The following is a 15435-nucleotide window of genomic DNA, read 5'->3' as shown; positions in this document are numbered from 1 at the left end:
TCTCTCAGGTCGTGGACGACAGCATCAGCACGGCGCCCGCTGCCAGCATGCCGCCCGCGCCCTGCACCAGCACGGTCTTCGGACGGTTTCTCGCGGCAAGGCCGAGCGGCGTGCCGCGCAACTGGCGGATCGCCTCGACGATGCTGTCCATGTTGCAGGAAATGCCCGGCTGCCCGAACGAGAGCCAGCCGCCGTTGGTATCGGTCGGCAGATCGCCGTCGATGCCGGTGCGGCCCTCGCGATACAGATCGATGCCGCGTCCCTTCTTCGCGAAGCCGAGGTCTTCCATCACGATCGGACCCATGTGCGCGAAGTTGACGGAGATCTGCGTCATGTCGATGTCCGATGGCGTGAGGCCGGACATCGCATAGGCCTGACGCGCCGCTTCGGCCGTCGCGGTATGCGTGAGGTTCGGGAACGCGCCGAGGCCTTCGAACTTGCAGCGGCGCATGTTCATGCGATCGGTCAGATACTCGTGCGTCGTCGCGGATCCGTAGCCGAGCACGTAGACGGGATCGCGTGCATCTTTCACGTTGTCCGGCGATGTCACGATGAGCGCGCCGCCCGTGCCGCCACCCCAGGTCGAGCACATCCAGCGGCGCAACGGCGAGGCGACATACGGCGAGCCCAGCACCTTCGCGCGATCGATCTCGCCGAACTTCGCCTTCGCCGCGTGCGGATGATGCCGCCCCCAGCGCTGATTCGCGATCACGACATCGGCGAGGTCGTCTTCCGTGATGCCGAACTCGTGAAAGTAGCGGCACGCGGCCTGCGCATACAGCGCGGGAATGGTCGGGCCGTACGGAATCTCGAACTGCGGATCGGCGTCGGCTTCGGCGCCCATCGCGACGGCATCGACAAAGAGCTCGGTCGCATCGCTTTGCAGGCACAGCACGTACTCCGCGCGGCCCGCCGCGATCATCTGCGAAGCGATGGCGATGGTCGATGTCAGCCCCGCGCCGTGCATCGTCACTTCGCTCGTGATGGTCACCGGCATCTGCATGTGCGAGATGAAGATGTTGCTCCACTGGGAACGCTTGTCGGCCCACGGCGAGCGGCCGGTGAACACGGCATCGACTTGATCGCGATCGATGCCCGCGTCGGCGAGTGCGTTGTGCGTGGCTTCGGCCGCGAGCTGCAACGGGTCCTTGCGATTCGCGAGCGATGCATACGCATCGCCCATTCCGACGATCGCCGCGACGGGTTGAGGCGTCATGCTCGCTCTCCTCAGTCCTGAAGCTCGGGCTGCGATCCGGCGACGAGCGCGTCGAGATCGGCGCGCGTTCTCATCATCAGAAGGCTCCATTCGCTGCGCTGCACGACTTCGCCGCGCTGGTTGAATGCCTTGATCAGAAACGAGCCGACGCCGTACTTGTCGTCCTTCTCTTTCTTGCCGATGACTTCCGCGCTCACATAAACGGTATCGCCGATCTTCACCGGATTGAGAAAGCGCATCTTGTCGACGCCGTAGTTCGCCTGAATCGCCGGGCCGAACTGCAGCAGGCCCGAGAGCAGCGAGAAGGTCAACATGCCCTGCACGAGGCGCTCGCCCCAGCGCGTCTTCGATGCGTATTCGGTGTTCGAGTGAATCTCGATCCAGTTGCCGGTGAACATGCAGAACATGACCACATCGCTTTCCGTCACGGTGCGGCCCGCCGAGCGGAATTTCTGGCCGATCTCCAGTTCGTCCCACGGCACGTTGACGCTGTTATTGACGACGCTCATCGATATCTCCTGTGTGATTTTTGCGGGGTTCACTGACGCATCGATTTCGCGATGATCGTGCGTTGAATCTGCGACGTGCCGCCGCCGATGGTCGACTGAATGCTCTCGCGCAGATAGCGCTCCATGTCGGCTTCGGGCAGGTTCGCGTAGCCGCCCAGCACCTGCATGCCGGTGAGTGCGCACTCCTTGAGCGTCTCGGAGCCGTAGAGCTTGGCCATCGACACTTCGCGGCTGCACGGCACATGCGCGGCGGCCATTTGCGCGGCGCGATAGCAAAGCAGGCGCGCGGCATCGACCTTGGTCTGGCAATCGGCCAGCATGTGGCGGATCACCTGAAATTCGTACAGTTGCTTGCTGAACTGGATGCGCTCGTGCGCATAGCGCGTGGCCGCGGTCACGGCCTGTTGCGCGTTGCCGGCGTAGGCCGCCGCGACCGCGCAGCGTTCCAGCTCCAGATGCTCGGTGATGATCTTCCAGCCCTGGCCGACGTCGCCGAGCAGCGCATCGCCGGGCACGCGCGCTTCGTCGAGAAAGATTTCGGTGGTGCCCGTCGCGTGACGCGAGAGCGTCGGCAGCTTGTTGATGACGACGCCCTTCGTGTCGTTCGGAATCAGCAGCACGGACAGGCCGCCGTGCTTGTCGTCGTTGCCCGTGCGCACCAGCATCGCGATGGTGGTGTCCTTCGCCGCCGCGCCGCTGCACCAGAGCTTCTGGCCGCTCACGATCCAGTCGCCGTTGCTGTCGCGACGCGCGCGCGTCTTCGTGTTGGCGGCATCGGAACCCGCGTCCGGCTCGGAGATCGACACCGAGAAGCGGATCTTGCCTTCGATGAAGGGCTTCACGTAACGCGTTTTCTGTTCCGGCGTGCCGAACTTGATGATGTTCATCGCTGTGAAGGTCGGCACGAGCACCGAGCACGCGAAGTCGAAGCCGAACTTGCCGAGGCCTTCGGCCATCAGCGAGTAATCGAAAATGTCGCCGCCCGAGCCGCCCGCTTCTTCCGGAATCAGAATGCCGAGCCATCCCTGCTGCGCGATCTTCTCGTAGGCTTCGTACGGATACTGTCGTTCCATGTCGCACTTGCGCACGTATTCGACGGTGATCTCGTTGTCCATGAACTTGTTGACGGTGTCGAGCCACATCGTTTGCGACTCGTCCAGAAAGTTTGCGGGCATGTCTTCTTGCTCCTCGTTGAATGACCGATGTATCGGTATTTGCAGGTTAGAGCGATGCAGACCGCGATCCAACTGGCGTTTTTCGAAGCCCGGTTTCGATGATGTCGAAGCGTGTTGCGCGTGCGCGGAAACGCAAACAGCGCCCTCCGGCGCTGTTTGCGGGCTGCAACGAAACGGGTTCAGACGATCGCGCCGGCTTCGCGCAATGCGCTCAGCTCCTCGGGCGTGAAACCCCAGTCGGCAAGCACGGAATCGGTGTTCTCGCCGGGCGCGGGCGGCGGCCGCTGGATCGCGCCCGGCGTGCGGGAAAAGCGCGGCGCGGGCGCGGGTTGCGTGACGCCATCGTTCACGACGAACGTCTCGCGCGCCCGCAAATGCGGATGATCCGGCGCTTCGGCCATCGACAGCACGGGCGCGATGCACACCTCGCGCCCTTGCGCGAGCGCGCACCATTCATCGCGCGTGCGGGTGCGAAAACGCGCGGCGAATATCGCGTGCACGGCGGGCCATTGCGCGCGGTCGTGCTGAGCAGGCATATCGGCTTCGCGCAAGTCCAGCAGCGCCAGCGTGTTGCGCCAGAAACGCGCCTCGTTCGATCCGAGGCTTAGCCAGCGGCCGTCCTTCGTCTCGTACACGTTGTACCAGGGCGCCCCCGAGTCGAGCCGATTGACGCCCCGCTCATCGCGCCAGTAGTCGCCCGCGCGCAGGCCGTAGAAGAGCGTCATCAGCGATGCGGAGCCGTCGACCATTGCCGCGTCGATCACCTGACCCTTGCCCGAGCGCTGCCGTTCGAGCAGCGCCGATACTACGCCCAGCGCGAGATACAGCGAACCGCCGCCGAAATCGCCCGCGAGGTTCAGCGGAATCGCGGGACCGCCCTGCGCGCGCCCCACCGAATGCAGCACGCCGGTGAGCGAGATGTAGTTGATGTCGTGTCCCGGCGCCTGCGCGAGCGGCCCGTCCTGCCCCCAGCCGGTCATCCGTCCATAGACGAGCGCGGGATTCGCGGCGAGGCACGCATCCGGTCCCAGCCCGAGCTTTTCCGCGACGCCCGGCCGGAAGCCTTCGATGAGCGCATCGGCTGAGCGGACCAGCTTCATGACGGCGTCCGTGGCTTCCCGCTTCTTCAGATCGAGCGCCGCACTGCGACGCCCGCGATGCAGCAGATTGAAGCGATGTTCCACCGGCGCGCCGCCGTCATAGCCCGGCGGCCTGTCGATGCGGACGATATCCGCGCCCAGATCCGCCAGCAGCATGCAGCAGAACGGCGCCGGACCCACACCGCCCAGCTCGACGATGCGAATGCCCGCGAGCGGCCCTCGTGCGTTTTCCATGTCGGTCGTCTCCGCTCACGTGCTCTTCGCTTGCGCATAGGGTACGTCGTATTGCGTGGCCTTCGGTATCAGCGTGACGACGCCGGCGGCCATCACGGCGGGAATCGCGAACGCATAGAAGTTCCAGTGATGGCCGAGGTTCGAGCCGAGCACCCACCCGCCGATCATCGGTCCGAGAATCGAGCCGATGCGCCCGAGACCCTGCGCGGCGCCGATCGCGGAACCGCGGCACGATGCCGGAAAATAGGCGCCGATAAAGCCGTAGACGAGCGTCGATGAGCCGATCGACCCGAGGCCCGCGCCGAACACCGCCAGCATGAGCCAGGTGTGATCCGGCTTCTGGCTGAGCACGAGCAGCGATATCGAGCAGATGAGGAAATACGGCACGAGCACGCGCTTCGAGCCGAATCGGTCGGCGAGCCACGAACCGATCAGGTTGCCCACCACGGCGCCGAACTGCATCACGAGCAGGAACTGCAGCGATGAACCCAGCGGATAGCCCGACTTGCGCATCAACTGGGGCAGCCATGCGTTGAGGCCATAGACGACGAGTTGCGCGCAGAAGCACATCAGCGCGAACAGCAGCAACGCGGCGCGGAATTCGGGCGATGTCAGCAGCCGATATCCCCGCGCGCCCGCGGCCGCGACGCGCGACCGGCGATGTTCCTCTTCGTCGCGTGCGATTTCGTCGAGGTCGATTGCGTAGCGCGCAGCGAGTGCGCGCGCTTCGTCGGTGCGGCCGCGGTCCAGAAGATGGCTCGCCGACTCGGGCAGGTAGAAGAACATGACCGGCAGAATGAACACGTAGAGCGCCCCGAGTCCGTAGAGCACGCGCCAGCCCTGCTCTTGCAGCATCGCGATGGCGAGCAGCGCGCAGATCACGCCGCCGACCGGATAGCCCGTCAACGCGATCGCGCTGTAGAGTTGCCGGCGGCTGCGGGGCGCGTATTCGATGGTGAGCGCCACCGCCGACGGCACCACGCCGCCGAGCCCGATTCCGGTCACGAAACGCGCGATGCCGAGCGCCTGCGGCGAATGCGCGATCGCGCAGAGCAGCGAGCCGAGCGAGAACCACAACACGCCCGCCATCATGAGCTTGCGCCGCCCGATGCGATCGGACAGCGGACCTGCGCCGAGCAAGCCGACCATCAGGCCGGCGAGCGTCCAGCTGCCGATCATCCCCGCGCTCGCGGGACTCAGGTTCCAGCCGGGTTCTTCGAGCAGGCGCGGGATGGTCGCACCGTAGACGATGAGATCGTAGCCATCGACTGCAATCGTCAGAAAGCACAGCATGACCACGAACAGACTGCTTCGCGGCGGTCTTGAAGATAGGTTCACATCGTCTCCTGTGTCGGATTATTCGAATGTCCGCTGATGGGCTCATCGAGTGAGCCGTCCCAATATAGGCACGCGAAATTTTCAGACCTAGTGACGGTTTTCGAATCGGGTATTCGGTGTCGTCGAATCGCGGCGCGGCAGGTCGTTCGGATTACGCGAAGCGCCGGTTCGAAACATTGCAGTTGCCGCGATGACCGTTGCGCGCCTAACGTGGTGATCGGCAGGAGAGGACTCGTCAAATCATCGAGGACGCAATGCAATGAGCGATCTGGAAGGAAAGGTGGCCATCGTCACGGGCGGCACGGGCGGCATCGGCAAGGGCATCGCGTTGCAGCTCGCCACGCGCGGCGCCGTCGTCGTGATCAGCGGGCGCAGCGCGGCGAAAGCCGAAGCCGCGCTCGCGGAAATGCGGCAGGCCGGCGCAACGGCAGGCTTCATCGCGGGCGACGTGCGATCCAGCGCCGATATGTCCGCGCTCGCCGAAGAGACCGCGCGCAGGTTCGGCGGCATCGACATCGTCGTCGCGAACGCGGGCGGCAACGACGACGAAGCCCGCTCGGCGCAAGTGCGCGGCCCGTTCGTCGACATCGATCTGGCGCGCGTGGCGGCCGTCGTCGCGGAGAACACCTGCGCGAAGCTCTTCCCCGTGCAGGCGGCGCTGCCCTATATGCGCGCGCGAGGCGGCGGCAGCGTGATCTTCCTGACATCGGAGGGCGGCCGTGTGCCGACGCCGGGGCAAACCGCCGTGGCGACGTTTGCCGGCGGGCTGATCCGCGCAAGCAAGGTGATAGCGAAAGAACTGGCGCGCGACCGCATCCGCGTGAATTGCGTGTGCGTCACGGTCGTGCGCGACAGTCCGTCGTGGGAAGCTGTGTTCGGTGAGGACGGCAAGGTGTCGGAGCAGCATCGCCGACAGTACGAGAAGATCGTCGCGGGTTGCCCGCTCGGCGTCGCGGCGCCGGCGGACATCGGACGCGTAGTGGCGTTTCTCGCCTCCGACGAGTCCGCCTACCTCACCGGCGCGACGCTCAGCCCGACGGGCGGACTCACGCTGCACTGAAGGCCGTCGCGTCCCTGCCCTTCAACCCTTCTCGTCGATGATCTTGCGGATCGCCTGTTCGAACGCTTCGGAAGGCTGGCCGCCGCTCACGAGATACTTCTGGTCGAAGATGATCGCGGGCACGGACTGGATGCCGAGTTGCTGCACCTCCCGCTCCTCGGCCCTCACTTCATCGGCATAGGTGCCGTTTTCCAGCACCGCGCGCGCCGCTTCGCCATCGAGACCGACGCTTCGGGCCGCCTCGATGAGCACGTCCGGATCGCTCGTATCCTTGCCGTCGCCGTGATACGCGCGCAACAGCGCGAGCTTGAGCGGCAGTTGCTTGCCTTCGATGCCCGCCCAGTGCAGCAGCCGATGCGCATCGAACGTGTTGTACACCCAGTTGCGCTCGCCGAAATCGAAGCCTTCCTGCGCCCCGCGCTCGCGGATCATCGCCTGCGTCTCGCGGATCTGCTCCGGCGTGCGGCCATACTTGCGGCCGAGATAATCGACGATGCGCTCGCCTTGCGGGCCCATGTCCGGATTCAGTTCGAACGGATGCAACGTGATGCGGGCATCGACGGTATCGCCGAGGCGCTCCAGCGCGCGTTGCAGGGAAGACAGGCCGACGGCGCACCACGGGCAGGCGATGTCGGAGACGAAGTCGATTTGGAGAGGGCGAGACATGAGTGTGGTGAAAGTTGAAGATGAATCGCACAGGCTAGCGCAAATCGGTTTGGCCTGCGTTTTTCGCTGAGTCCGCGAACAGATCGATCACCACGCCGCGCAGCCAGCGATTGCCTTCGTCCTGCTGCACGCGCGCGTGCCAGAGCAGATGGATTGGCGCGGCGGGCAGCGTCGAAGGCAACGCGCGCAGGCTGAGCGAGAACGGCTGAGCCAGTTGCTGGGCCAGTCGCTCGGGCACCGTGGCGATCAGGTCGGTGCGTTGCAGGATATAGCCGACGCTCATGAAATGCGGCACCGTCAGCCGCACCCGGCGCTGCACGCCGCGGCGCTTCAGCCAGTCTTCGACCTGACCGTGCCCGGTGCCAGCCGACACCACGACCAGATGCTCGGCTTCCCGCCAGGCCGCGAGCGTGAGCGGCGCATCCTCCAGTGCATGGCCGCGTCTGAAGAGACACACATAGCGCTGATCGAACAAACGGCGCTGATAAAAGCCGCCCTTGAGTTGCGGCAGCAGACCGATGGCGAGGTCCACGCGACCATCGGCCATTTCGTCGCTCAGATTGACGCCGGTTTCGCGAACGGTATTCAGCGCGATGCCCGGTGCTTCACGCGACAGCCGTTCGACCAGCGCCGGCAGAAAGACGACCTCGCCGATGTCGGTCATGCCGATCGTCATCGTGTCCGTGGCGCGCAGCGGATCGAAACCGGTCGCGGGATTGAGCGCGGCGTGCAGCGTCGCGAGCGCCTGCGAGACCGGTTCGGCCAGACGCAACGCGAACGGCGTCGGCACCACGCCGCCCGGCCCGCGCACGAACAGCGGATCACCGAGCCGCCGACGCAGCTTGGCGAGCGCATTGCTGACGCCGGGCTGGCTCATGTCCATCTGCTCGGCGACGGTAGAGACGCGTCGTTCCTGCATCAGACGTTGAAAGAGCAGCAGCAGATTGAGATCGACGTCGCGCAGTTCCATGATTCGGTTATCTCGCGTTCATTGATTCTGGTGATGAAGCAGATTCATCCCATTTTATTGTGGAATGAAACTCCGCTCCCGAGAATACGGACACGGCGCACGAATGCGGCGTCCACTCGAACACACGGAGACACATCATGGGACAGTTGGATCTGAAAATCGCCATCGTCGGCGCGGGAATCGGCGGCCTCACGCTCGCGCTCGCGTTGCGCGAACACGGCGTCGATGCACAGCTTTATGAACAGACCGACGAGCTTCGCGAAGTCGGCGCGGCCGTCGCGTTGTCGGCGAACGCGACGCGCTTCTACGAGCGCATGGGGTTGCGCTCGGCCTTCGACGCCGTGTGCGCCGAAATTCCCGCGCTGATCTATCGCGATGGGCGCAGCGGCGAGCTCATCGGAGAGCATCGCGGCGAGCCGAGCTATCGGCAGCAGTTCGGCGGCTCGTACTGGGGCGTGCATCGTGCGGACCTGCAGGCGGTGCTGTCGGAAGCGGTGGGGCTCGAACGTATCAATCTCGGCCATCGGCTGATCGATCTCGTGCAGCATCCGGATCGCGTGAGTCTGAGTTTTGCCAACGGCAAACAGATCGACGCCGATCTGGTGATCGGCGCGGACGGCGCGCGCTCGATTACGCGGCGCTGGATGCTCGGCTACGACGACGCGCTGTATTCAGGCTGCTCGGGCTTTCGCGGCGTGGTGCCCGCCGGGCGCATGGATCTACTGCCCGACCCTGAAGCCATCCAGTTCTGGATCGGTCCGCAGGGCCATCTGCTGCACTATCCGATCGGCGATGAGGGCGATCAGAACTTTCTGCTGGTCGAGCGTCATCCGTCGCCGTGGCCGTCGCGCGACTGGGTCACGCCGGCGAGTGAAGGCGAGCAATTGCGGCTGTTCGGGGACTGGCATCCGGCCGTGGTGCAGATGATCACGGCGGTGCCGATCAGTCAGCGCTGGGGGCTGTTTCATCGGCCTCCGCTCGGACGCTGGAGCAAAGGCCGCGTGACGCTCATCGGCGATGCCGCGCATGCGCTCGTGCCGCATCACGGGCAAGGCGCCAATCAGTCGATCGAAGATGCCGTCGTGCTGGCCGCGCAATTGAAGGCCGGCGCGGGACGGTGGCGCGAGGCGCAGGAGGGGTATGAACGGCTGCGTCGGGGCCGTACGCGCAAGGTGCAATACGCGTCGATAACGACCGCGGACGTGCTGCATCTGCCGGACGGGCCCGAGGCGCAGGCCCGTAACGCTCGCCTTCAGGGGCGTGACAGCCTGATGCGTCATCTGGACTGGATTCACGATTTCGATGCCCTGACACAGGAACCGAGCGAGCGTCAGGGCGGCGTGTGGCTTTGAGGTTGCAGGTTCTCGACGCGGACGGCTAACGATCGCGCCGAGTTGATGCGTGCGGGATTCGCTCGGTGATATGCGCCGGGCTGGTTCCGTGCGTCGCTTCTAGCGCGATCGTCGATTGCTGCTCTTCGCTGGCGAAGCGAATCGTGGCGCAAGCTCAGCGAGACCGTTAGTTGCGGACTATGCGATCAAGGCAGTCACACATCGTTCCGATTTGTCAGCCCCTGCTCTTCACGGATCGCATCTTGTTGAACACATATCCTGAGAACCCGTCGCGCAGATCGGGATATTTCTGGATGATGGCTTCGACAAGATCACTCGATGGATCGATGCCCAGCCTGCGCAGCGTCAGTTTTCCGCCAGGGCTCGTTTTGTAGGTACGACGCCAATCATCGCGTTGTCGCGGCGTTGCGGCTTCGTACACGTCCCAGCCTCGACGAACTTCGTCGACGATCCGGTTCTGTGCATTCACGTCTTGCGCCGCGATCTGCAATGCCCGGCGCGCCTCGGCTTGTTCCTTCGCCTCCGCCTCGCGCTGATCGGTGAGCGTCAGGCCCTGCTGGATCTGTACCATCTGACGCTCAGCGTCCGAGACGATCCAGCCTTCTTTCAGCGCCTTCATGAAAAAGCCGGCCGGACTCTTTGATACCTTGCCCAGTTTCAGGCTGAAACGCGTACGCTCGATTGCCTGTTCCAGACGAGCATCGGTGTAGGTATCCCGGTCCGAAGCGATCTGACCGAATTGCGCGCTCGACAGACCGATTTCCTGCTTCAACGTCTGATACAGCGCTTGTGCGTGCTCGTGCGTATGAAGCAATCGCTCGGCCATCTCCTTTCGCTCGACGCGAAAGCGCATGCGCCCGATCTTGCGGGAGCCCGGTTCATTGCGCGTCTCATAAGAGAGAGAAAGATCGGACACCTCATTGATTTGATCCACGGCGGGCGCGAGCCAGTCCCGCTTGAAGTACTTGAATTCCTGTGCCTTCGCGCCCATCGTTCCCTGCCACGCGCGCAGTTCATCGAGTGTGAACCAGTCGGTTACACCCTCGCCCGCGTACGGAAGAAGGTGGTCGTACATGACACGTGCATAGCTGAGCGTGAAGAGAGATGTGATGCGCAGGCTAAGCCAGTGAGATTTCCCCGGACCACGAATGATCCCGATGAGGTCGGGCGGCACTCGGAACTGGAACCGTCCGCCCACGTAGGAGATACGGCCGATCAGTTGAACCGATCCGAATGGCTTGGACCCGTCGGCATCGGGTTCCGCGGTCGCCTGAATGAGTGCCCGCTGCGCCTCCGTGATCACCTGTTCGAGATGCGCGTTATTGCGGCTCGAGTAGCGCATGAGCCATTTGAAATAGTCCAGTTCGACGTCGTATAGATCGTGGACCTTGTGTTCCTGAGCGACGATGAAATAAGCCGCGTCGATAAGACGTCGAGCCGACACGCCGAGATCGACGATCCGAATCAGGACGTTCTTGCGCGCGAAACCGATGTCCGAGCGAGCAGCATCGACGGGAAGGCCTTCGGCATTCGCATCGTCGAATAGCGCCAACGCCAGTTGTCTGGACGTGGCCACCTGCCCTGCTCCCGTCATTCCGCCTCCGCATCACGCGCTGTAGTTTTGCTGTCGAGCGGTACGTTAACGTCTGCAAGGTGAGCTGTCAACACAAGACACCTCACCTTGGTTCGACGTCAACACAGAACGCCTCACCTTTCCCGATCTCTTTCACAATTTCCCTCACCCTCGCCGCCCAGACGTCTCACCTTCGTTGTCAATTCGCCTCACTTAGCCGGGGTAAACACAGCACTTTGGTACTCAATCAACAGCACTTCGAGCACAGTAAACCTCACCATCTGAATGTATCTATCTGATTTTTAACGAGGTCATCGGTGCTGTTGGTGGTGGTCGGTTCTGTTCTTTTAAAAAAAAACAAACCAGCGAACACAAGTTCACCGATCCTGAGATCAATCTCGCTGGACCATGCGGTTTGAGCCAGGCAACTGATTTTCTCGCCTACAGTATTGGCGGAATGGTGAGGCGAATTGTGATCGGGCATTGATGCGTCCTTCAACGAGCCGGAGGGCCGCCTGCTGAGGTGAGGTGTTTTGTGCTGGTACGCTCGCTCGTTGATCCCCTATTGAGACACTCGCAGAAGGATCTGTCTGTTTATGGCTTGCGCAATGAGCTATGCGGGAAGGTCAAGTCTCGGAAAGATAAGGGGTTTTTCGATCTAGACGGTGGCTTTTGCGAATTTCCTTCATTTCCAATAGCCATTCATCACTGCGACGAGTATTCTACGGTTCGACATCCAGTTATACCAAAACCGTGGAAACACCACGGAGCGTGGAGAAAACACCTCACCGTGGATTTATAAGGAAGCGCCGGAATGAATTTGAGTGAACTGCCAGGGATCAATCGAAGGGTGAAACTCTCCAATCTTGGCGAGTTCGCCGAGCGTTTGTCGGTCATGACGAACGAACTGCGAGATCAGATCCTTGCCCCCAGGCCGCGGAAGACAGCTCCCGTCTTTACGATCGGCGAGCTCTCCGACATGTGCGGCATCGACCGCCAGAAAATCAACTATCTGGCGACCAAGGACGGAAGCGAATTGCCTCCGGGAGAAACGCACGGGACGGGCCGCGCGCGCATCTTCTCCTTGCGGGACGCCCGGACCTGGGTGCAACAGGTCTCGGACATTTATCAGACGCCGCTGGTCACCGGTACGCGAGAACATCGGGGTCGCGTATTGATCACCGCGAACTTCAAAGGCGGCTCGTGCAAGACGACGACATCGATGTGCATCGGTCAGGGACTGAGTCTGCGTGGTCGCAAGGTTCTCATGATCGACCTCGACCCACAAGCATCGCTTTCGGAACTGTGCGGTTTGTACGCCGAGAAGGATCTGACTTGGGAGGATACAGTCCTGCCCTATATCTATGATCCGGATATCGAAGGCGGGCTCTCGTCAAAGGTACAGACGACCTATTGGGATGGTCTCGATGTGATTCCGGCGCACAACTATTTGCACGACGCCGAGTTTCACCTGCCGACCGCTCAGAAGACGAATGCGAACTTCGAGTTCTGGTCGGTGCTACGGAAAGGGATCGAGCCGCTGCGTGCTCAATACGACTACATCATCCTCGATACCGCTCCGTCACTCTCTTATATGACGCTCAACGGACTGATGGCGGCCGACTCGATGGTAATGCCACTCGTACCCGAAAGTCTCGACTTCATATCGTCGGTGTCGTTTTGGTCGCTGTTCGCGGAAGTCGCGAATGGTTTCGTAGAGCACGAGGTCGACAAAACCTACGATTTCGTCTCGGTACTCCTGTCACGGGTGGACTACGGGAGCACCTCGTCGGCGCCAGTGGTGCGCTCCTGGTCTCAGCGAGCATATGGCGACTGGCTGCATACCACAGAGATCCCGGCCAGTTCCGTTATGAGTAACGGCGCGTTGGCGTTTTCGACTGTGTTCGATTTGTCGCGTGCCGAAACTGTCGCGAAAACCTTGGCGCGCGTAAAGCAGCCGATGGTGGACTACTGCAAATGGATCGATGACCAGTATGTCGCCCAATGGAGGGCAGGACAATGAGCAGCCTTCGTGATCGCATGATGAGCAAGACCGCCGAGGTTCGAGCGGCGAAAGACATTCAACTCGATCCGCAGCAGGAGAAGGCCGTCAGCCCGCGGACCGCACCCGGCATGGCGGCCGCATTGGCGGCCGCGCAGCAGCGTATTGCTCAGCTCGAACACGCCGGTCCCGCATCGGAGGCGGCAGTATCGGAAATCATTCCGAATCCGTGGCAGCCTCGCCAAGTGTTCAACGACGCCAAGCTTGTTCAGCTGGCGGAGTCGATTCGTGAAGCCGGACTTGTTCAGCCTATTGTTGTACGGCGCGTCGGCGCGGGATTTCAAATTGTCGCGGGCGAGCGGCGGTGGCGCGCGCACAAGATGATCGGAAAGGAGTCGATCAAAGTCCTGGTGGTCGACCTCTCGGACGAAGAGATGGCGATGCTCGCCCTCGTGGAGAACGTCGCCCGCGAGGATTTGTGTGACTACGAGATTTCGCGATCGATTCGGCGGACCGAAAAGGAGTTTCCTAACCGCAAGCGGATGGCGGAGGCTTTGGGAATTTCTCGATCGGAGCTTTATCGGTATCTGGCTTTCGGAGAATTGCCTGATTTCGTTCTCCAGGATCTGGATGTGCAACCGCGTTTGCTGGGCGCGACTGCCGCGGAAAACGTCGTATCCGTGCTTCGCGGACGGAATGAGGCTGCTTTCGGGATCGCCAAGGATCTCTGGGCGCGAGTGGTAGCGGGGGATTTGGAACAGTCGAAATTCGGGAGGGCGATCAAGCAGGCGTTGGAGGATGAAGGCAAGGCGGCACCCGGCGTGAGCGATCGCAGCATCGACAAAATATTCGCGGGCGGATCGCAAGCGGGGTCGATCACAAAGGACTCGATGGGATTGACTGTCAAGATCAAAGCGGGGTCGCTGACCGCGGACAAGGAAAAGCAAATCCGGGATTTGGTCACGCAGTTGTTTGCAGATAACGGTTAGTTTGCGTCGTACTTTTAAATTGGCCCGATCGCTTTTGTCGTCCTACGATTTCCCGGGTTGCAGTGTCTCAAGTTGGGACAGTTTTCTAAACTGACATATTTTCTCGTAAGCTGAGGGCTCGCCGGGTGTCCCTACTTGGGACACCCAGTGCGCGTTCGTCCGGCGAGCGCCCTCGCTACAGGTTCGCCCCCTTTTTAGACTGCCGACTGGCGAGAACGCATCCTCAAGCTCTCCTAGATTTTCTTGCCGCTGCTGTTCTCATTCCGATCAGTTTTGCCCTCGGCCGAAGCGTCCGCCAACTCAACAAACCGTTGCTACCCGCGGCTCAATTCTCCGGATCATTGTCAATAGCTAGAGCGGCCTCAGACGACCGGAAGGAATCGCGCAAACAGTCGAAGACTTGCCAGTCAAATTCGGGAACGGAGTTTCTCGCGCGCGCTCGTCGCGCCCACGCAGGCATAAACTTGGACGTTGAACTCACGAAGAGTTGTGAGCACTATCGTTCGACGAAACGCGCGGTTCACACACTGATGTTTGACGGGATCCCTTCATCTTGAGTCGGCGAAATCCGTGGATAGATTCGTTCCTTCTCCGCGAAGCCTCGCTCGATCGATGTAGCAGCAGCATCGTCGTCGCGATCGCGGCACTGCCGCGAAATCGCCGCGTCGTGGCTTAGCTTGAAATAGCGCGTAGCCATACAACGGCGGTTCTTAACAGCGACGAGCAAAAAAGCCAAGTGCGACTAGTGCGGGGCTTTTACTCCGGCTGCGATGGTCGATCGGATGCCAACTGGCGACCTCGCGAGAGAGCGTTCCAGGAAAAACGCCCCGAACAAGACCGATCGCGAGTAGCGCGATCGGGAGAGTGGCAGCAAGCTTGCTTCCTGCTTTCCACTAGGAATGACTCAACCTCAGGAAAACGGACGCCGCCGGCTTGGTCGATAACATTCGTCCGCGCGCCGCTACGTGCGCAGTTTGCTAATAAAGGCAGACGCTCACCATGGCAGCGCAGCGTCGGCATTGATGCCAAAGCCACAAGCGAAGAACAATAGCATCGAGATTCTGATGGCTCTGAACATCGCGCCCACTACGACGAGCGTACTCGTCAAGTTGCAGCGACCATGAAAACAGTGAGCCAAGCGCCGCAAGGGGGTGTTCCCAGGGAAACGTGGGACTCGCCGTACCGTTCAAAACCGATTTTCTTGAAACTGCCTGCTGAAATCGCGTGGTTGCCAGATAACGACTCAGACTG

The 15435-nt window shown here is 62.0% G+C and carries 14 protein-coding genes; 4 read left to right on the top strand and 10 right to left on the bottom strand.

The window, feature by feature from the left end:
• Nucleotides 1–4 precede the first annotated feature (4 nt).
• The 5 genes from PQR08_RS27815 to PQR08_RS27795 all read right to left on the bottom strand — a co-directional run bounded on the left by PQR08_RS27815 (nucleotide 5) and on the right by PQR08_RS27795 (nucleotide 5572).
• Complete coding sequence (locus PQR08_RS27815) at nucleotides 5–1216, bottom strand: thiolase family protein (RefSeq protein WP_250487542.1); 1212 nt, start codon at nucleotides 1214–1216, stop codon at nucleotides 5–7.
• Nucleotides 1217–1227: 11 nt separating this feature from the next.
• Nucleotides 1228–1725 (bottom strand): MaoC family dehydratase, encoded by a 498-nt coding sequence (locus PQR08_RS27810; RefSeq protein ID WP_035499213.1) that lies wholly within the window; start codon nucleotides 1723–1725, stop codon nucleotides 1228–1230.
• 29 nt (nucleotides 1726–1754) lie between these two features.
• A complete protein-coding gene (locus PQR08_RS27805; RefSeq protein WP_250487543.1) occupies nucleotides 1755–2900 on the bottom strand; it encodes an acyl-CoA dehydrogenase family protein in 1146 nt (381 codons plus the stop codon).
• A 179-nt stretch (nucleotides 2901–3079) separates the two neighbouring features.
• Nucleotides 3080–4234, bottom strand: coding sequence for a CaiB/BaiF CoA transferase family protein (locus tag PQR08_RS27800; protein WP_250487544.1), 1155 nt, complete (start codon nucleotides 4232–4234; stop codon nucleotides 3080–3082).
• A 15-nt stretch (nucleotides 4235–4249) separates the two neighbouring features.
• Nucleotides 4250–5572 (bottom strand): MFS transporter, encoded by a 1323-nt coding sequence (locus PQR08_RS27795; RefSeq protein WP_238211492.1) that lies wholly within the window; start codon nucleotides 5570–5572, stop codon nucleotides 4250–4252.
• A gap of 259 nt (nucleotides 5573–5831) precedes the next feature.
• Between PQR08_RS27795 and PQR08_RS27790 the strand changes: the two genes are divergently transcribed.
• Nucleotides 5832–6632: an SDR family NAD(P)-dependent oxidoreductase gene (locus PQR08_RS27790; RefSeq protein WP_250487545.1), complete on the top strand. Its 801-nt coding sequence runs from the start codon at nucleotides 5832–5834 to the stop codon at nucleotides 6630–6632.
• Nucleotides 6633–6653: 21 nt separating this feature from the next.
• Here PQR08_RS27790 and PQR08_RS27785 read toward each other — a convergent pair whose 3' ends face one another.
• Together PQR08_RS27785 and PQR08_RS27780 are read right to left on the bottom strand one after the other, a co-directional pair.
• A complete protein-coding gene (locus PQR08_RS27785; protein WP_187609262.1) occupies nucleotides 6654–7298 on the bottom strand; it encodes a DsbA family oxidoreductase in 645 nt (214 codons plus the stop codon).
• A gap of 34 nt (nucleotides 7299–7332) precedes the next feature.
• Nucleotides 7333–8268: a LysR family transcriptional regulator gene (locus PQR08_RS27780; protein WP_187609263.1), complete on the bottom strand. Its 936-nt coding sequence runs from the start codon at nucleotides 8266–8268 to the stop codon at nucleotides 7333–7335.
• 137 nt (nucleotides 8269–8405) lie between these two features.
• Here PQR08_RS27780 and PQR08_RS27775 point away from each other — a divergent pair, with 137 nt between their 5' ends.
• Nucleotides 8406–9620: an FAD-dependent monooxygenase gene (locus PQR08_RS27775; RefSeq protein ID WP_250487546.1), complete on the top strand. Its 1215-nt coding sequence runs from the start codon at nucleotides 8406–8408 to the stop codon at nucleotides 9618–9620.
• A 214-nt stretch (nucleotides 9621–9834) separates the two neighbouring features.
• Here PQR08_RS27775 and PQR08_RS27770 read toward each other — a convergent pair whose 3' ends face one another.
• The gene (locus PQR08_RS27770; RefSeq protein ID WP_250487547.1) at nucleotides 9835–11214 is read right to left on the bottom strand and encodes a replication initiation protein; all 1380 of its coding nucleotides are present in this window, start codon (nucleotides 11212–11214) and stop codon (nucleotides 9835–9837) included.
• A 253-nt stretch (nucleotides 11215–11467) separates the two neighbouring features.
• Nucleotides 11468–11677, bottom strand: coding sequence for a hypothetical protein (locus PQR08_RS27765; RefSeq protein WP_250487548.1), 210 nt, complete (start codon nucleotides 11675–11677; stop codon nucleotides 11468–11470).
• A gap of 330 nt (nucleotides 11678–12007) precedes the next feature.
• Here PQR08_RS27765 and PQR08_RS27760 point away from each other — a divergent pair, with 330 nt between their 5' ends.
• Nucleotides 12008–13216 (top strand): ParA family protein, encoded by a 1209-nt coding sequence (locus PQR08_RS27760; RefSeq protein WP_238211486.1) that lies wholly within the window; start codon nucleotides 12008–12010, stop codon nucleotides 13214–13216.
• Nucleotides 13213–14184 (top strand): ParB/RepB/Spo0J family partition protein, encoded by a 972-nt coding sequence (locus PQR08_RS27755; RefSeq protein ID WP_250487549.1) that lies wholly within the window; start codon nucleotides 13213–13215, stop codon nucleotides 14182–14184. Before PQR08_RS27760 ends, PQR08_RS27755 begins: the two co-directional genes overlap by 4 nt.
• Nucleotides 14185–14704: 520 nt before the next feature.
• Here PQR08_RS27755 and PQR08_RS27750 read toward each other — a convergent pair.
• Nucleotides 14705–14881 carry a hypothetical protein gene (locus tag PQR08_RS27750; protein ID WP_238211484.1) on the bottom strand — a complete coding sequence of 59 codons (177 nt, stop codon included), beginning with the start codon at nucleotides 14879–14881 and terminating at the stop codon, nucleotides 14705–14707.
• Nucleotides 14882–15435: the final 554 nt, after the last annotated feature.

The sequence above is a fragment of the Caballeronia jiangsuensis genome (assembly GCF_046030135.1).
In the GTDB taxonomy this organism is placed as follows: Bacteria; Pseudomonadota; Gammaproteobacteria; order Burkholderiales; family Burkholderiaceae; genus Caballeronia; species Caballeronia jiangsuensis.
This window is presented reverse-complemented; position numbering and strand designations above follow the sequence as displayed.